Here is a 16994-nt window from a genome sequence, read left to right on the forward strand (position 1 = left end):
ACTGTGACTCGCTCCTATACGACGCGGTTGGCGGCGAGGTCCCAGCCGCCGGAGGTGTTGCCGCCGGCGCCGCCGCCGATCTTCTGCTGGCAGTACTTCCACTTGGCCTTGGAGAACTTCAGGCCGACGGATTCCTGCATGATCGCCCCTTCCCCCACCGAAGGATTCACCTGGCCGATCAGGACGTTCTCCAGCTCGATCTCGTAGTACTTGATGCGCTCGCCCTGGCCGTCCGCCCGCATGAACTCCAGCCGCGCGCGCGGGATCGTCTTGCCGGCCGAGCAGGTCTGCATCAGGATCGGCGAGGACAGGTCGGCCATCTTCGAGATCACGATGTCCTGGTGCTCGCAGCGCTCCGCAGTGTGGCCGCCGCCGGTCGATGCCGTCGCAGAACGGGGCTGCGTGACGCCCCACTGGACCGACGTCACTTCGATCCAGTCCTTGTGCTTGTCGTCGGCCGATTCGCCCTTGATGCCGTCGATCTGCAGATACACGTCAATTGCCATGTGAAGCTCCTATCGTTGGGTGGAAAAAACCGGGATCAGCCCTTGCTCGACTGCGGCAACTCCGCAACCAGGCGCAGGGATACGGACAGCTCGTCGAGCTGGAAGTGCGGCCGCAGGAACGAGACCGCGCGGTACACGCCGGGCCGTCCCGGCACTTCGGACACCTGCACGGTCGCTTCGCGCAACGGGAACTGGGCCTTCTGTTCCTGGCTCGCGTTATCGTCCAGCAGCACGTAGCGCGTGATCCAGCGGTTCAGGTAGTCCTCCACGCTGGACGCGGAGGCGAAGCTGCCCACCTTGTCGCGCATCATGGCCTTCATGTAGTGCGCCACGCGCGAGACCGCGTAGATGTACTGCAGCTGCGAGGACAGCACCGCGTTGGCATTGGCAGCCTCGTTGTTATAGCGGCGCGCCTTCTGTGCCGACTGCGCGCCGAAGAACGCCGCATACGAGGTGTTCTTGCAGTGGACCAGCGGGATGAAGCCCAGGTCCGACAGTTCTTTCTCGCGCCGGTCGGTGATGGCAAGCTCGGTCGGACACTTGAGCGCGATCTCGCCTTCGTCGGTCTTGAACGTGTGGGTCGGCAGGTCCTCCACCAGCCCGCCGCCCTCGACCCCGCGGATCGCGGCGCACCAGCCGAATTCGTCGAAGGCATGCGTCAGCCGCGCGGCGAAGGCGTAGGCGGCGTTGCACCACAGGTAGCGCGAGTGGTCGGTGCCGTCCACGTCTTCGACAAAGTTGAATCCCTCCACGGTGGTGCCGTTGACCGGGTTGAACGGCAGGCGACCGAGGTAGCGCGGCATCGCGAGGCCAACGTAGCGCGCGTCCTCGGAGTCGCGGAAGGCCTTCCATTTGGCGTACTCGATGGTGTCGAACACCTTGGCCAGGTCGCGCGGCTTGCCCAGTTCCGCGAAGCTGTCCACGCCGAACAGTTCGGGCGAAGCGGACGTGATGAAGGGCGCATGCGCGGCCGCCGCCACGTGCGACATCTGTTCGATGAAGTACATGTCTTCCGGCTGGCGCGTGATCTCGAAGTCGCCCACCAGCGTGCCGTACGGCGCGCCGCCGAAGGTGCCGAACTCCTCCTCGTAGACTTTCTTGAAGATCGTGCTCTGGTCGAACTCCAGCGCGCTCTGGAAGTCCTTGACCAGTTCGCGCTTGGTCACGTTCATCATGCGCACCTGGACCGTCTGCTGCGAGGCGCAGTTCTTCACCAGGTAGTGCAGGCCGGTCCAGCTGCGTTCGAGCTTCTGGAATTCGGGCGCGTGCATGATGCACGAGAGCTGCTGCGAGATCAGCTGGTCGATCTGGGCGACGCGCGCGTCGAGCGTGGCCGACAGGTTGTCCGAGACGACCACCGTGCCGTCCATCACCTGGCGTACCAGCTCCCCGATGATGTCGCGCGCGCGTGCGTGTTCGCTGCCGGACCTGGCGACACGGCTTTCTTCGACGATCCTGTCGAGCAGGCTGGTTTCGGTGACGGCGGGCGCGGCAACGGCGGCTTCGAGGGTCGCGGACATCATTTCTCCTCAGGGGTGACGGTTGAACGCAGGCTTTCCAGCTTGTCGGTGCTGGCCAGGACATCGGCCAGCAGGTCCTCCAGCTTGTCGTTGCCGGCGATCTTGTTGCGCAGGTCGGCCAGCTTGGTGCGCGCGTCGAGCAGGCGCCGCAGCGGCTCGACCTGCTGGACCACCGACTCGGGGCGGAAGTCGGCCATCTGGCGGAACTGCAGCCTGACCGGGAATTCGCCGCCCTTGCCGTCGATCTGGTTGGGCACGCGGAACGAGGCGGCCGGCGCCACGCCGCCCAGCACCTCGTCAAAGTTGCCGCTGTCTATGTTGACGAAGTGGCGGTCCTTCAGGCGCTTGCGCTCCACGTCCGGGTCGGCGCCGAAGTCGCCGACCACACCCACGACGAAAGGCAGCTCCTTGTTTTCGATCGCATCGCCGATCTCCACGTCGTAGGTCATCTGCACCCGCGGCGGGCGCACCTTCTGCAGGCGCTTTTGCACGCTGTCGTTCTTGCCCATCTCTTCTCCTTATTTAAGTGCGCTGAACGGATCGTCAGCCGGCGCTTTCCTGCCCTTCTTCGACGGCGCCGGCGCGCTGCGCGCCGGGACGTTCTTCACCGGGACCAGCGGCCCGTCTTCCTTGAGCGCGGTGCGCAGCAGCTTGGCCAGCCCTTCCGCTTCGTCGCGCGCTTCGCCGGTGAGGTTGCGGTCGGCCAGGTCGTTCAGGGACTTGGTCACCACGCGCAGGCCGCTGACCGTGACGATGCTGTGGGCCAGCACATTGGCCGGTTCACGCTCCAGCGCCTTGCGCGCCCAGGTGATCGCTTCGCCGTACTCGTTGCGGTCGTAATGCATCTGGGCGGCCCGCAGCAGGGGTTCGGCCTTGGTGGGATGGTTGGCAGCGGCCTGCTTCAGCACCGCCAGTGCCTTGTCGCGCTGATTGGCGCGCAATGCCGTCTCGGCCTCATCCAGCGAAGCCTGGACCGTCGGCGGCGGCGGCGGGGGCGCAGGCGTCTGCGTCGTGCAGGCCGCCAGCGCGACCGCCATCAAACACGTCAACAGGGTTGGATATTTCATCGCGCTCTCCCGTTCGGTTTTGTAGTGGCCATTATTGCCGCGTGAAAATCCGGGTGAATTGCGACCAGTCAACAAAGATGGGCTGATCCGTTCCATGCGGAAAATCGTTGCGGGTCATCAATATCGGACGCGCCTATTGGGCGATCCTTGGATCGGGTTCTTTAATACAGCGAGGCTCAATTGACTACTCCGGCACCGGTACTGTGGGGCGAAGGACTGTTCCTGCGCCCGCAGCACTTCCAGCAGCAGGACCGCTACCACGACATGCGGCTGCAGCAGATGGCCAGCGCGCTGCACCCGTATGCGTGGGGCGTGCGCCAGGTCGAGATCGATCCCGAAGGACTGCGCAACGACGTGGTGCGTGTGGACGCGCTATCGCTGGTATTCCGCGACGGCGAGACATTCCGCGCGCCCGGCCCAGACATCCTGCCGCTGCCGCTCAACCTGTCCACGCTGCCGGACGATGCGCAGGAGGCCACCATCCATGCCGCCCTGCCGCGCGTCCGTCCGCATGGCGGCAACTGCAGCGGCGCCGATGCGCGCTACGCCACCGAGCAGCGCGAGGTCGACGACCTGTATTCACGCTCCGCGGGCGCGCAGGTGTCGGTGCTGCGCAAGTCGCTGCGCCTGCTCACCGGGCACGAGCCACTGGACGCCTACGAGACCGTGCCGATCGCGCGGATCCGCCGCCTGGCGGCAGGCGGCTTCGAGGCGGACGCGGACTTCCTGCCACCCTCGATGTCGATCGGCGCCACCGCGGCGCTGTACCGGCGCCTTGCACGCCTGCTGGAGAAGCTGCTGGCCAAGGTGAACGCGCTGTATGGCCACCACCGGGAGCCGAGCCGGCACGTGATCGAGATCCGCTCCGGCGACGCGGCGGCATTCTGGCTGCTGCACACGGCCAGCAGCGCCCATGCCGCGCTGGCACACCTGGCCCAGCACCGCGACCTGCATCCCGAGCGCCTGTACCAGCAGCTGCTGCAGCTGGCCGGCGCGCTGATGACCTTTTCGCGCAGTTACCGGCTGGAGGACCTGCCCGCCTACTCGCACGCCGATCCCGGACCTGCCTTCGCCAGGCTGGATGCGATTGTTCGCGACCTGCTCGACACGGTCATCTCCGCGCGCTACTTCTCGATCGCGCTGGACAACGAGCGCCCCAACTACTATCTCGGCGCGCTCGATTCGGGAAAGATCGACGCGCGCACCGCGCTCTATCTCGCAGTATCGGCGGACATGCCGGCGCTGCAGCTGGTGGAACTGGTGCCGCTGCGTTTCAAGGTGGGGGCGCCGGAAGACGTGGACAAGTTCGTCCTGTCCGCGCTGCCGGGCGTGAAAATCGCGCATGCGCCGCAGGTCCCGTCGGCGCTGCCGGTGCGGCCGGACACCTGCTACTTCGCGATCGACAGCCGAGGCCCGCTCTACGAAGCCATGCTCAAGGCGCAGGCGATTTCCATCTATGTCCCGGCCGGCATCCAGGAGCTGCGCCTTGAGCTGGTGGCGGTGCTGCCATGAGCAAGCGCACCGAACGCCGCGCCGCCGGCGAAGCCGCCACCCCTGCCCAGCGGGCACCGGCGCTGGTGGACCTGCTTTACGAGGGCTTCTATGCGCTATTCCTGCTGCGCGACGGCGCCACGATCAAGGATGAAGCCAGCTTTTCGGACCGCATGGCCGAGCTGATCGCCGAGGTGGACAAGCGCGCGCGCAAGGCCGGCATCGCCCCCGACGAGACGCTGGCTGCCAAGTACGCCTTTTGCGCGGCGCTGGACGAGACCGTGCTGCGCACGCAGCCGCAGGCACGCGCCGCATGGGAGTCGCGACCGCTGCAACTGCGGCTGTTCGGCGACCAGCTGGCCGGCGAACAGTTCTTCGACCGCCTCGACGAGCTGCGCCTGCGCGGCAGCGTCCACCTGCAGGCGCTGGAGGTCTACCACATGTGTCTGCTGCTGGGATTCCGCGGGCGCTACTCGATCAATGGCGTCGAGAAGCTGGGCTATATCTGTGCGCGGCTGGGTGAGGAAATCGCGCGCATGCGTGGCGGCGCGCGCCCGTTCGCGCCGCGTGGCGCGCGCCCGGACCAGGTGGCGAACCTGATGCGGCGCGACCTGTCGCTGTGGATGCTGTCCGGCGTGTTCCTGCTGGCCGGGGCATGCGCCTACGCGGCGCTGTCGGCCCTGCTCGGCAACGAGGCGGAAGAGACGCTGGCGTCCTACAACGACGTGGTCAGGCTGCCGCCGCGCACGGCGCACGTGACGATCACGCTTCCGTAATCACCTTGAACTCGATGCGCCGGTTGCGGGCGCGCCCCTCGGCGCTCGCATTGTCGGCCACCGGGCGGTCCGGGCCTTCGCCGCTCACCGAGATCGCATCCGGACGGATGCCGCGCGCAACCACGTAGGCCTTCACCGCTTCGGCGCGAGCCTGGCTGAGCGTCAGGTTGCGTGCGCGCGATCCGGCGTTGTCGGTATGACCGATGACTTCGACCCGCTTTCCCCTGACCTGGCGCAGCGCGGCCAGCACCTGGTCCAGCACCGCCATCCCGGCGCCGGTCAGGGTCGCGCTGCCGGATTCGAATTCGACGATGCGGTCGGCCAGCGCGGCGTCGAGCAGCGCCTGCTCCTGCACCGCCACATGCAAGCCATCGCTGACGCTGAAGCCGCCGCCAAGGGCCTGCGCGACCTTCGATGCCACCTCGCCACGCACGGCATCGCTGGGGACGGCGCCGCGCAGACTGACCGAGCTCCCCTCCACCGCCAGCTGGCCGCCGGAGATGTTCCTGAGCGCCGGGCCGACCATCGCCGCGACGCGCTCGCTCCAGCCGGCGGGGGCAGCCACGTCGCCTACCGCTATCTGGTCCACCACGCGGCCGGCGCCGTAGACCTCGCGCAGGCGCGCCAGCAATGCATCCTTGCCCGCCTGGTCGGGCATCGTGCCGCTGGCGATGACGGGGCCGGGCGCCGGCAATTGGGCCAGCGCGGCGGGTGCGGCAAGGCACAGGATCATCAACAGGCGCTTCATGAGCAGGCTCCCACAAAGGTTTGCAGGTACAGGTCCCGGGCCAAGCGCAGTGGCGTGTGCGGCTGCTCCAGGTAGCTGGACAGGGTGCGCAGGTCGAGCGGCGAGGCATCCGGTTCGTCCACCCAGGCGGTGTCGTCCACCGTCACCAGCAGTTCTTGCGCGAAGTCAGGGTCGACGATGGCCGCCAGCGTGCGCGCGTTCGCGCTGGAGAAGCCGATCACCAGCGACGGCGCGCCGGCAAACTGCGTGAGGTACAGCGCCAGCTCGGCGTTGTTCCCGGCCAGGAAAGGCACCACCAGTTCGAGCCAGAACGCCGCCACCGGGAACGCGGCCGACGGACTGGCCGGCAGCGGCAGCACGAGGCTCTTCTCGATGTCGTCGTAGGCATGGGACAGCAGCGGCTGCAGCAGCATGCCGACGGCCATGACCAGCTCGCGCGGATCGCTGCGCCCGAGCAGCGCGCCGAGCGAGCCGACGGTGCCGGTATCGAGGAAGCCCGCCAGCGCGCCCTCGCAGTGCGCCGCGAGCGCCACTTCGGAGTCGCCCAGCGCCAGCAGCCGGGGCAGCGGTTCGGCGCACGCGAGCAGTTCGGCCGCGGCGGCCGCCATGCTGGCCCACAGCGGCGCCAGCGCGAGCGGGCAATGGCGCGCGAACGCGGCTGGCTCGGGCACATCCAGCGGCCGCATCATCATGAACGGGAAGCGGCGCCCGGATGCGTCGCGGCTGGAGACCAGGTGCCCTGCCACTGCGTGCCTGCGCGCCGGCGACAGGAAGGCAAAGTGCACTGGCGCGAGCGCATCGTAGCGCGTCTTCCAGCGCGCATTCTCAGGCAGCGTGTCCATCACTTCGGCGAGCCAGTGGTCGAGCGCGGCCAGCAGCGAAGCGTCGTGGGCCGCTTTCACGAAGTCGCTGCGCGAAGGCAGCTTGCCGAAGTAGCCGATCCGGTGCGGCAGCGGCTTCATTGCGCACCTCCTGCAACGGCGACCTGCTCGGGCGGCCGGCCCACGATCGCATCCGGCAGCGCCATCCCGACAAAGCCGCGCCCGCCGGCGCCCTCGCTGCTGATGACCTTCTTGAAGTCCAGCGCCACGCTCACGTTGCCCTTCTTCCAGCGAAGTTCGTTGTAGGCGCCGCGCTTGACCTGGTCCGACTGCTCGATCGCCATGCCGAGCGCATGCGGCCCGGCCTCGTTGAACACGTCCACGGTCCGGCCGTCGACCAGCACGGCGCTGATCCGAAAGCCGCGCACGCCCGGTCCCGGATGGACCATGCTGGTCCACGTGGGCGGCGTGTTCCGGTATCGCAGCTGCTGCCCGTCGATCTCGACGGTGAATTCCTGCACGCCGGGCGACAGTAATGGCCGGATCTGGAAGATGTTCTGCACGCCGCCCGTGCCGGCGACGCCGTTGGCCTCCAGCGGCGCCACCCAGGACCGGAAGCCGGCCAGCGCGCCAGGGTTCATCTCGATGCCCATGTCGGCCCAGCGGCGCGGCTCCAGCAGGTCGCCGCGCCGCACCACCAGCGAGCCGAGCGAGGCGCTCACGAACTTTGCCACCACGCCGTCCGGGCCGAATACCTGCCCGATTTCCGCCGGGCTGGCCTGGATCGTGGCGCGCGGCGAGAACGGGTACTTGCTTGCCAGCGAGGCCCGGAACGGCTCCACCACCTGCGCCATCCAGGTGCGGTTGATTTCTGATTCGCTGGGCGCGATCACGACGCCGAACGACTGCATCAGGGGACGCACCAGGATCGGGCGCAGCGCCTGCTTCTGCTCGTCGCTCATCCCGGTCAGCATCTGCTCGTCGACAAATTTGAGCGCTTCGGCCAGTTCGGAGCCGCTGCCCTCCAGCGTCTGCTGCATGAACTGGCGGGCGCCGGGACCGGGATCGCCCTGGTTCCTGATCTGGTTCAGGCGCGTGCGCAGGCGCGAGAGCGCGTCGAGGTAGCCGGTCATCAGCGTGGCCTCCTTCTCGCGCACGGCCACCATGCGCGCCAGCCCCGAGAACTCGCGTGCGATCCGCCCCTGCGACGGGGCGGCTCCGCCTGATGGAATCTCCAGTCCGGCCGCGTCCACGCCGGTACGCACATCGGACGGGGCGCGCCGCAGGATCTTCTCGCGCAGCCAGGCGATCACTCCCTTCTGCACCTTGGCCGTTGCGGCGCCGCCCCCGCCCGGCGCATCCCACGCAGTCTGCTCGTGGACATAGGCGAGCACGCGCGAGATCGGGGAGGATTGGGGATCGCCCAGGCGGTTCATCGCGCGCACGCCGCCGTCGAAGCTGTCGAAGCCGGCCAGGGTCACGCCCTGCAGGAACGTGTTCCATTGCCTGACGTAGTCGGCCTTGTACAGGTCGGTGAGCGCCTTCTCGATCTGTTCGGGGCTGCCTTCCAGCGTCAGGTCGTTCTGCGTCGTCGTGCGCAGGACCCAGTCGGTGCTTGCCAGTTCGCGGTTGGCCGCATCGCGGATCGCCGCCCGCACATAGCCGTCCCAGGCTTCGCGCGTGAAGGCGCCGGGCACGGCGTGGCTGCCTGCGATGAACGCCGCGTCGCGCTCGCCCGCGAGCCGGGCGACCGTCACCGCGGGGTAGCGGGTCGATGCGCGCGCGCGGATGTCGGCATAGGCGCGTTCGCGCGCGGGGATGCCGCGCACCACGCGCCGCAGGTTTTCGCGCGCCGTGTCGAGCAGCGCAATCTTTGGCTGGAGCTGCGGCCAGGCGGGGTCCTCCACGTTCGCGATGTGGAAAGTGAGCAGCTTCTCGGCGCTGCGGATCAGCTGCTCTTCCGGCATGGCGCCGCGGTTCGCGTGCAGCCAGCCGCGCCAGAAGCGCGTGAGCTGGTCGTGCAGGTGGCCGGTCTCGGCATGACTCTTATCGCCCAGCATCAGGTACGTTTTCAGGGCGTTGTAGCCATCGGCGACGTTGGTGGGCGAGCCGTCCTGGTAGGGCTGGCCCGGCTGGGTGCCTGCGCCCAGCCGTTCCTGGGTCGCCGGATCGAGCTGGTCGCCGTGCGCGTTCATCGCGGCCAGGTGCGCCTCCAGCGCCGCGCCGACCGGCCGCACCATGACGTCGCGCATGCCGGCGAAGAATTCGTCGCGCAGCTTGCGCTCCAGCGTGTCGCCCTGGTACAGGCCGAACGACAGCATCAGCGGCGTATCCGCACGGTAGTGCTCCAGCTGCTGGATACGGTCCTGCAGCACCTCCAGCGCCTCGAGGCGCGACTGCAGGTCGGTGCGCTTGTCCTGCAGTCGCACGACTTTCGCCAGGTCGGCTTCCACATTCGCCACCAGCTGGCGGTTGTTCGAATACGACCAGCTCCATCCGGCCAGCGCCACGCCGAGCGCCAGCGCCGCGCAGGCGAAGGCGCCGTACTTGATGCGCGTGGCGGTGGGAGTGGTGTAGCGCGCGACCAGGTCCTTGTCGGCGAAGATAATGCTGCGGAACAGGTCGCGCAGGAAGTAGCCGGCGCCGGCGTCCTGCGCCTCCCCTGCCTCCCCCCGTTTTGGCAGCTCCACGTCGAAGCGCGCCGCGACCCGCTCCGATGCATGGTTGGCGACCGATCCCTCCTGCAGCGCGCTGGTGAAATAAAAGCCGCGGAAAACGGGCCGGAACTGGTAGGTATTCTCCTCGAACAATGTGGCCAGGAAGGCGCGCAGCACCGGCTTCATCGACGCGAACTCCAGCGGGAAGGTAAACACGCCGGGACGCATGGCCTGCGCCATTCCCATGCTCGCCAGGCTCATTTCCTTCAGGCCTTCGTGCAGCTCGTCGAATCCCTCGTCGAAGAAGGCCAGCACGTCCTGATGCGCGCGGCGGCGGTTGTAGCGCAGCGTGGCGCCCCAGGTGCGGTCGCGCTCGGCCCCTTGCGCGCCGTGGAAGAAGTCGCAGAATCCGGCCACCAGGTCGGCCTTGGTGAACACCACATACACGGGCGCGTACACGCCAAGGTGCTCGGTCAGCTCCTGCACGCGGGAGCGCAGGTTGCGCGCCAGCTCGAGGTTCTTCTGCGGCGGCCCGGCAATCAGGTCGGCGACGCTGGCCGCAATGATGATGCCATTGACCGGCGCGCGCGGACGGTAGCGGCGCAACAGGCCGAGGAAGGCCAGCCATTCGGCGCGGTCGCTGTCCTCCACGCTGTAGCGCCCGGCCGTGTCGAGCACGATGCCTTCGGTGGTGAAGAACCAGTCGCAGTTGCGCGTGCCGCCCACGCCATGCAGCGCGCGGCTGCCGGCCAGCGGGAAGCTGAGGCCCGAATGCGCGATCGCGCTGCTCTTGCCGGCGGCCGGGTTCCCGATGATCATGTACCACGGCAGCTCATACATTGCCGCGGAACCGCGCATGATGCCCAGCCTGGACGACTTGATGGTGCCGACCGCATCGAGCATCGCCTTGCGCAGCGCGGGCACTTCGTCGCGGGCGTCGTTGCACGGCTCGGCGATCGCTTTGGCGAGGGGATCCGCGGCCCGTTCGCGCCAGCGGCGCCGGGCATGCACGGCAAGGGCCCAGAGCGCCGCGGCGAGCAGCACGCTGCCGATGCCCCACAGCGGCGTGATCTCCAGGACTTCGGTGACCAGCAGCGCGACGGCGCAGGCCAGTGTGAGCACGAGGGTGCGCTTGACCCAGCGGTGGGTCAGGAATTGCCATAGACGACGCATGGGATGGGCTCGGTTGTAGTCGTCAGGAAATGTTGGCACCCTTCACCGTTTGGCCGCTTGAGGCGGCGCAAGCGCCGGGCTCAGCCCGGTTTCGCGCCGCGCAAGCGCAGTTCCGCATGGCCGAAATCCATCATCTTCCAGCGCCCGCCCCAGGTCAGCCCGAGCGATTCGGCCACCTCGCCGTACAGGCGGTAGCCGCGCATCGCCCACGGATCCTTTTCGGAAATGACCAGCTTGCCATCGCGTAGGAAGGCACAATCGGCGGCCAGCCCGTATTGGTGGTAGCTCTGGAACGCGCGCGCGTTGGTGACGCCCTGGCCCAGTGCGGCCAGGCGGTCCTGGCGCTCGGGGCTGCGGTACCCTTCCAGCAGCGCCATCTCATAGCCATGCCGTTCGCGCATGACCTGGAAGGCTGCCAGCAGGCGGCGCTGGAATTCCGGATGCAGCATGCCCCAGTTGCGGCTGGCTTCAGCCAGCATCGGCCTCACCAGTTCCACCTCCGCCGTCGTGAATACGAGCGGCGGCAAGGCGGGCGGCGCCACCAGCTGCTCGCCACGCAGCAGGGCCGACACTTGCGCGTCGGGCACGATCTCGCCTTGGTCGTAGCCGGGCAAGGCCGGGTCCGTACTGGACAGGAGGGCGACCAGGACAGGCGGAATCAACAGGCAGCCAACGACGACGCCGGCCAGCCAGCGGTGACGCACCAGCCGGCCGAGTTTCAGCGCCGGACCGTGTCGCTGGGGCGCGAGGAACACCGCGCCCAGGCCACAGACCATGAAAAAGTAACAAAGTGCGATCAAGATCATCATGTGTCCGCGCGGATTAGCTTTAATCAATGCTAGGAGTCATCAATCTTAGGAGCAAAACCGTGCGCCCTTCAGACCCCCGTCAACAATCCTCGAACCGTCCGAACTTAATGTCCGGAAATCGCAAACGTCCCGGCACAGGGGGCATCCTCGACCAGCTGGAACCGAAGACGGCGCGCAAGGCAGCGGCAGGCTTCAGCATCGGCATCGAGCCGCGCTGGGTCTGGGCGGGTGGCGGGGCCATCGTCCTGATGGTGGCGGCGCTGGCGGCGGTCGCGTGGTCGACAACCACCAAGGCGCGGCCTTTGCAGCCCTCGTCCGGCGAGGCCGCCCCTGTCCTGGCGCACAAGCCGGTGTTCGAATCGGGCCCGGCCCGGGTGGAACGCGTCGCGCTGGCCCCGCCCAAGCCGGCCCCGATCATGCTGGCCCAGGTGGAGCCGCCGCCCATGCCGCCGCCGATGCCATTGGTCGTGCTACCCAGGGAAAAGACAGCAACGCCGCCGGCCAAGGCTCCCGCCCGGTCAGCGACCGCCCAGAAGCGCACGGCGCCGGCAGCCGCTGCCGGCAAGCCGCCGGGCCAGCGTACGGCGGCGCGGCGCAACGCACCGGTGCCGAAAGCGCAGCGGGCCAAGCCCGAGCCGGCGCCGGAAGCCGTCCCGGACAACGATCCCGATGTCGCCTTGATAAGAGCCATCCGAAAAGCCACGAAAACGCAGTCGCCATGACCGAATTGGCTGGGTAAGGAGCCGGCGGCGGGTTATACTGTACATAATTACAGTACCCGCACCATGACTCCACAGCTCGACAACCAGTTCTATTACCTGGATAACTTCCACCGGGTGCTCGACTGGATCGGCTCGCGCTATCCGGACCTGCTGACGGACGAGGAGCGCGCGTTCCTCGACCGTTTCCCCACCCTGCCCCGGCCATCGCGCGCGCTGCTCGTGCGGATGGTGATGCGCAAGGGCGCCCTGTTTCGCGCCAGCAAGCTCAATTACGCGGAAATCGGCTGCGCGGTCGAGGCATCGCGCGCGCTGGTTGCCACCGGATGGGTCGAGGACGATCCCGAGATCACGCTCGACGAACTGTTCGCCCTGCTCACCAAGGCGGAGGTCGCGGCCGTATTCGGACTGCCCGCGCAGCTCAGGGGTGCGCGCAAGCCGGAGCAGCTGGAAGCACTGCGCGCCGATTTTGCCGACGCGCGCGCCTTCAGCGCCTGGTGCAAGGACCTGCCCGAGCGCGCGCTGCGCGTTGCAGCGCAGGCGCTGTGCGACCGGCTGCGCCTGATCTTCTTCGGGAACTTCCACCAGGACTGGACCGAGATCGTGCTGTCGGACCTGGGCATCTACAAGTTCGAGCAGGTCGAGTTCTCGGCCGCGTCGCGCGCGTTCCGGTGCCGGCGCGACATCGACTACTTCCTAGCGCTGCACCAGTGCCGCGAGCGTTTCGCCAATGGCGAAGACATCGGCAGCGTGCTGCGCGACGTCCCGCCACCGGTGCCGGACAACGAATGGCTTGGCGGACGGCGCGAGAAGCTGATGTTCGCGATCGCCCAGCACTACGAAAAGCTGCACGACTGGACCAACGCCCACGACGCCTACCGCAACTGCAGCTACCCCGGCGCCCGCGCACGCGCGGTACGGGTCCTGGAGAAGGCGGGCCGCTACGCCGAAGCGCATGAGCTGCTCGCCGCGGCCCAGCAGGCGCCGGAAAGCGACACCGAACGCCAGCACCTGGCCCGCATTGCGCCGCGCCTCGCGTCCAGGCTGGGGCACGCCAGGGTGCGTGCCAGGCGGCCCGGCGTGGACCGCATCGACCTGAAACTGCCGATGCCGGCCGAAGCCTGGTGGGTGGAAGGCGTGGTGCGCGACCACCTGACGCGCGACGACGCGCCGGTGTACTACGTCGAGAACACGCTGATCAACGCCTTGTTCGGCCTGTTGTGCTGGCGCGCGATCTTCTCCGCCATTCCGGGCGCGTTCTTCCATCCGTTTCACCGCGCCCCGGCCGACCTGTATGGCGCCGACTTCCACGCGCGGCGCGAGCGCGAGTTCGCACACTGTTTCGGGCAGCTGGAGACGGGCGAGTACCGCGCCACCATCCTCGCCAATTTCGCCGGCAAGCACGGGATCCAGTCGCCCTTCCTCGCGTGGGACTACCTGAGCGAGGAACTGCTCGCGATGGCGCTCGACTGCATTCCGGCGCTGCACCTGCGCCGCTCGTTCGAGCGCATCCTGGCCGATGTGAAAAGCAACCGCACAGGCTTCCCTGACCTGATCCGCTTCTGGCCCGCCGAAAAGCGCTACCAGATGATCGAGGTGAAGGGCCCGGGCGACCGCCTCCAGGACAACCAGCTGCGCTGGATCGAGTACTGCGCCACCCATGGCATGCCGGTCTCGGTCTGCTACCTGCAATGGGAGTGACCTACACCGTCTCGGTGCGGGCGCTGTGCGAGTTCACGGCCAAGCAGGGCAACCTGGACCTGCGCTTCACGCCCTCCCCGACCGCCCAGGAAGGCATCGCCGGCCATCAGGTCGTCACCAGCCGGCGCGGTCCGGGCTACCAGCGCGAGGTCAGCCTGTCGTGCGACCACGGCAGGCTGCACGTGCGCGGCCGCGCCGACGGCTACGACCCCGGCCAGAACCTGCTGGAGGAAATCAAGACGCACCGTGGCGACCTGTCGCGCATGCCGGACAACCACCGCCATCTCCACTGGGCGCAGGCGCGCGTCTACGGCCACCTGATGTGCCGCCAGCTCGGGCTTGGCGGAATCGCACTTGCGCTGGTCTATTTCGACATCGCCACGCAGGCCGAAACCGTGCTGCGCGAGGAGCGCACCGCGGCGGAGCTCGAAGCGATGTTCGAAGCCCAATGCGATCGCTTCATCGCGTGGGCCGGACAGGAGGCGGCGCACCGCGCGGCGCGCGACCAGGCGCTGGCCGCGATGCAGTTCCCCTACCCGGCCTTCCGCCCGGGCCAGCGGCAGCTCGCGCAGGCCGTGTACCAGGCCAACGCCAGCGGGCGATGCCTGCTGGCGCAAGCTCCCACTGGCATCGGCAAGACCGTCGGCACGCTGTTCCCGGCGCTGAAGGCGGCGCCGCTGCATGGCCTGGACAAGGTGTTCTACCTGGCGGCCAAGACGCCGGGCCGGCGCCTGGCGCTCGACGCGGCGCAGGTGATCCGCAAGCAGTGCGTTATTCCGCTGCGGGTGCTGGAACTGGCCGCGCGCGACAAGGCGTGCGAGCATCCGGACAAGGCCTGCCACGGCGAGTCGTGTCCGCTCGCGAAGGGCTTCTACGACCGCCTCCCGGCGGCGCGCGAGGCGGCGCTGGCCGAGGAAACGCTGGACCGCGAGGCGCTGCAGCGGGTCGGGCTGGCGCACGAGGTCTGTCCCTACTACCTCGGCAGCGAGATGGCGAAGTGGAGCGACGTGGTCGTTGGCGACTACAACTACTATTTCGACCATGGCGCGATGCTGTACGGGCTGACGCTGGCCAACCAGTGGCGCGTCAGCGTACTGGCCGACGAAGCGCACAACATGGTGTCGCGGGCGCGCTCGATGTACAGCGGCCAGCTGGCGAAGGCAGCGCTGCGGGCCGCGCGCGCAGCCGCCCCTGCCCACCTGCGCAAGGCGCTCGACCGCGTGTCGCGCGCGTGGCCCAGGGTGGAGCGCGAGTACGCGGTGCTGGAGGCGATCCCTGAAAAACTGGTCAGCGAGCTGCAGGGACTCGTTTCCGCGGTCACCGACATGCTGGCCGAGCATCCCGAGCAGCTCGACCCTGCCCTGCAGCGCTTCTACTTCGACGCCATGCTGTTCGTGCGCCTGTCTGAGCAGTTCGGCGCGCACTCGCTGTTCGACGTGTCGATGCAGGGCGCGCGCGACTCGGCCCTGTGCATCCGCAATGTGGTGCCGGCGCCATGGCTGCAGCCGCGCTTTGCGCTCGCGCATTCGACCACGCTGTTTTCCGCCACGCTCAGCCCGTGGAATTACTTCACCGACGCGCTCGGCATGCCGAAGGACACGGCCTGGATCGACGTCGAGTCGCCGTTCAGCGCCGAGCAGCTGTCGGTGCACGTGGTCCGGCAGATCTCCACGCGCTACCAGCATCGCGCGCGCTCGCTGGGGCCGGTCGCAAGGCTGATGGCGCAGCAGTACGAGGCGACGCCGGGCAATTACCTGGCGTTCTTCAGCAGTTTCGAATACCTGGAACAGGTGGCCGATGCGTTCGCGGCGCAGTACCCGGACGTGCCTGCATGGCGCCAGTCGCGCTCGATGAGCGAAGGCGAACGCGATGCGTTCCTGGCCCGCTTCACGCACGACGGACGCGGCATCGGCTTCGCGGTGCTGGGCGGCTCGTTCGGTGAAGGCATCGACCTGCCGGGGGCGCGCCTGATCGGGGCCTTTATCGCGACGCTGGGGCTACCGCAGTTCAATCCCGTGAACGAGCAGATGCGCGAGCGGATGGAGGCGATGTTCGGGGCGGGCTACGACTACACCTATCTCTACCCCGGGATACAGAAGGTGGTGCAGGCTGCCGGGCGGGTGATCCGCACCCAGTCGGACCGGGGCGTCGTGTACCTCATCGACGACCGGTTCGGGCAGGCGCAGGTGCGCGAGCTGTTGCCGCTGTGGTGGGACGTCAGCCCGGCGCCCGCTTCCTAGCCAGGCGGGGGCCGCAAGTCTTGCGGAGACGCCGCGCTACCGGACCAGCGAACGGACCTTCTGGTAGCCGGAGCGGCTGACGGGGACCACGGTACCATCCTTGAGCACCGCCTGGTGCGTGTCCTTGGTGGCCTGCTCGATGCGGCTGACCCGCTCGATATTGACGATGTAGGAGCGGTGGATGCGCACGAAGCAGCCCGGATCGAGCTGGCTCTCCAACTCCGACAGGCGCTGGTTCTTGAGGTAGGAGCGCCCCTCGGCATGGATCTCCACGTAGTCGTCCTGCGCGACGATCATGTCCACCTTGCCCGCGGCGATCACGTGGACCCTGGCGCCGTCGCGGATCAGCACGCGCTCCAGCGGCGCGCTGCGCGCGGCTGCCTGTTTTGCCATCTCCTCCGCCGGTTGCGTTTCCCCGAGGCCGGCGCGCGCGTGCGCCAGCGCCTGGTCGAAGCGCTGCTGGCTGAACGGCTTGAGCAGGTAGTCCACGGCATGGATCTCGAAGGCCTTGAGCGCGTACTGGTCGTAGGCGGTGACGAACACATAGCGCGGCTTGCTGCCGGCCAGCTCCACCACCTCGAATCCATCCAGCTTGGGCATCTGGATGTCGAGGAACACCAGGTCCGGCTCCAGCTCCGTGATTGCCTTGACCGCCTCGAACCCGTTGGCGCATTCGGCCACGATCTCCACGCCCGCATGGGGGCGCAGGAATTCGCGCACGACACCGCGCGCCAGCTCTTCGTCGTCGACTATGATGACCCGCACT

General features: G+C 68.1%; 13 protein-coding genes and 1 pseudogene. 5 read left to right on the plus strand and 9 right to left on the minus strand.

What is annotated here, in order from left to right; genetic code table 11:
• Positions 1-14: 14 nt before the first annotated feature.
• Genes ACFSQR_RS04220 through ACFSQR_RS04235 form a run of 4 tightly spaced genes read right to left on the minus strand, consistent with a single transcriptional unit; the run spans position 15 to position 3093 of the window.
• Entirely contained in the window at positions 15-506 is a 492-nt protein-coding gene (locus ACFSQR_RS04220; protein WP_377728374.1) for an Hcp family type VI secretion system effector, read from the minus strand.
• 35 nt (positions 507-541) lie between these two features.
• Positions 542-2026, minus strand: coding sequence for a type VI secretion system contractile sheath large subunit (gene tssC, locus ACFSQR_RS04225; protein ID WP_377729019.1), 1485 nt, complete (start codon positions 2024-2026; stop codon positions 542-544).
• Complete coding sequence (tssB, locus tag ACFSQR_RS04230; RefSeq protein ID WP_377728375.1) at positions 2026-2535, minus strand: type VI secretion system contractile sheath small subunit; 510 nt, start codon at positions 2533-2535, stop codon at positions 2026-2028. Before tssB ends, tssC begins: the two co-directional genes overlap by 1 nt.
• Positions 2536-2544: 9 nt before the next feature.
• A complete protein-coding gene (locus ACFSQR_RS04235; RefSeq protein WP_377728376.1) occupies positions 2545-3093 on the minus strand; it encodes a hypothetical protein in 549 nt (182 codons plus the stop codon).
• Between the two features lie 180 nt (positions 3094-3273).
• Here ACFSQR_RS04235 and tssK point away from each other — a divergent pair, with 180 nt between their 5' ends.
• Positions 3274-4605: a type VI secretion system baseplate subunit TssK gene (gene tssK / locus ACFSQR_RS04240; RefSeq protein ID WP_377728377.1), complete on the plus strand. Its 1332-nt coding sequence runs from the start codon at positions 3274-3276 to the stop codon at positions 4603-4605.
• Positions 4602-5360: a type IVB secretion system protein IcmH/DotU gene (icmH, locus tag ACFSQR_RS04245; protein ID WP_377728378.1), complete on the plus strand. Its 759-nt coding sequence runs from the start codon at positions 4602-4604 to the stop codon at positions 5358-5360. The genes tssK and icmH overlap by 4 nt, the downstream gene beginning before the upstream one ends.
• Here the strand turns inward: icmH and ACFSQR_RS04250 are convergent.
• From ACFSQR_RS04250 to ACFSQR_RS04265, 4 genes and pseudogenes are all read right to left on the minus strand, one after another.
• Complete coding sequence (locus ACFSQR_RS04250; RefSeq protein ID WP_377728379.1) at positions 5347-6108, minus strand: OmpA family protein; 762 nt, start codon at positions 6106-6108, stop codon at positions 5347-5349. The two genes, icmH and ACFSQR_RS04250, sit on opposite strands and share 14 nt — an antisense overlap.
• The gene (gene tagF, locus ACFSQR_RS04255; protein ID WP_377728380.1) at positions 6105-7070 is read right to left on the minus strand and encodes a type VI secretion system-associated protein TagF; all 966 of its coding nucleotides are present in this window, start codon (positions 7068-7070) and stop codon (positions 6105-6107) included. The genes ACFSQR_RS04250 and tagF overlap by 4 nt, the downstream gene beginning before the upstream one ends.
• A complete protein-coding gene (tssM, locus tag ACFSQR_RS04260; RefSeq protein ID WP_377728381.1) occupies positions 7067-10759 on the minus strand; it encodes a type VI secretion system membrane subunit TssM in 3693 nt (1230 codons plus the stop codon). Before tssM ends, tagF begins: the two co-directional genes overlap by 4 nt.
• Positions 10760-10839: 80 nt before the next feature.
• Positions 10840-11466 (minus strand): annotated as a pseudogene (locus ACFSQR_RS04265) (M15 family metallopeptidase); the annotation flags it as partial.
• A 209-nt stretch (positions 11467-11675) separates the two neighbouring features.
• On the opposite strand from ACFSQR_RS04265, the gene ACFSQR_RS04270 reads away from it, so the two are divergent.
• The 3 genes from ACFSQR_RS04270 to ACFSQR_RS04280 all read left to right on the plus strand — a co-directional run bounded on the left by ACFSQR_RS04270 (position 11676) and on the right by ACFSQR_RS04280 (position 16228).
• Complete coding sequence (locus ACFSQR_RS04270) at positions 11676-12290, plus strand: hypothetical protein (protein ID WP_377728382.1); 615 nt, start codon at positions 11676-11678, stop codon at positions 12288-12290.
• Positions 12291-12353: 63 nt separating this feature from the next.
• Positions 12354-13988 carry a VRR-NUC domain-containing protein gene (locus ACFSQR_RS04275; RefSeq protein ID WP_377728383.1) on the plus strand — a complete coding sequence of 545 codons (1635 nt, stop codon included), beginning with the start codon at positions 12354-12356 and terminating at the stop codon, positions 13986-13988.
• Positions 13979-16228 (plus strand): helicase C-terminal domain-containing protein, encoded by a 2250-nt coding sequence (locus ACFSQR_RS04280; protein WP_377728384.1) that lies wholly within the window; start codon positions 13979-13981, stop codon positions 16226-16228. The genes ACFSQR_RS04275 and ACFSQR_RS04280 overlap by 10 nt, the downstream gene beginning before the upstream one ends.
• A gap of 36 nt (positions 16229-16264) precedes the next feature.
• On the opposite strand, the gene ACFSQR_RS04285 is transcribed toward ACFSQR_RS04280, so the two are convergent.
• Entirely contained in the window at positions 16265-16993 is a 729-nt protein-coding gene (locus ACFSQR_RS04285; protein ID WP_377728385.1) for a LytR/AlgR family response regulator transcription factor, read from the minus strand.
• Between the last annotated feature and the right edge of the window lies 1 nt (position 16994).

The sequence above is a fragment of the Pseudoduganella sp. GCM10020061 genome (assembly GCF_042683405.1).
Classification (GTDB): Bacteria; Pseudomonadota; Gammaproteobacteria; order Burkholderiales; family Burkholderiaceae_D; genus Telluria.

Bases quoted from the DNA above. Each gene is read 5' to 3' on its own strand.
- ACFSQR_RS04220 (WP_377728374.1), bottom strand. From the start codon at position 506: ATGGCAATTGACGTGTATCTGCAGATCGACGGCATCAAGGGCGAATCG.
- tssB (WP_377728375.1), bottom strand. From the start codon at position 2,535: ATGGGCAAGAACGACAGCGTGCAAAAGCGCCTGCAGAAGGTGCGCCCG.
- ACFSQR_RS04270 (WP_377728382.1), top strand. From the start codon at position 11,676: ATGTCCGGAAATCGCAAACGTCCCGGCACAGGGGGCATCCTCGACCAG.
- ACFSQR_RS04280 (WP_377728384.1), top strand. From the start codon at position 13,979: ATGGGAGTGACCTACACCGTCTCGGTGCGGGCGCTGTGCGAGTTCACG.
- ACFSQR_RS04235 (WP_377728376.1), bottom strand. From the start codon at position 3,093: ATGAAATATCCAACCCTGTTGACGTGTTTGATGGCGGTCGCGCTGGCG.
- tssM (WP_377728381.1), bottom strand. From the start codon at position 10,759: ATGCGTCGTCTATGGCAATTCCTGACCCACCGCTGGGTCAAGCGCACC.
- icmH (WP_377728378.1), top strand. From the start codon at position 4,602: ATGAGCAAGCGCACCGAACGCCGCGCCGCCGGCGAAGCCGCCACCCCT.
- ACFSQR_RS04275 (WP_377728383.1), top strand. From the start codon at position 12,354: ATGACTCCACAGCTCGACAACCAGTTCTATTACCTGGATAACTTCCAC.
- tssC (WP_377729019.1), bottom strand. From the start codon at position 2,026: ATGTCCGCGACCCTCGAAGCCGCCGTTGCCGCGCCCGCCGTCACCGAA.
- tagF (WP_377728380.1), bottom strand. From the start codon at position 7,070: ATGAAGCCGCTGCCGCACCGGATCGGCTACTTCGGCAAGCTGCCTTCG.
- ACFSQR_RS04250 (WP_377728379.1), bottom strand. From the start codon at position 6,108: ATGAAGCGCCTGTTGATGATCCTGTGCCTTGCCGCACCCGCCGCGCTG.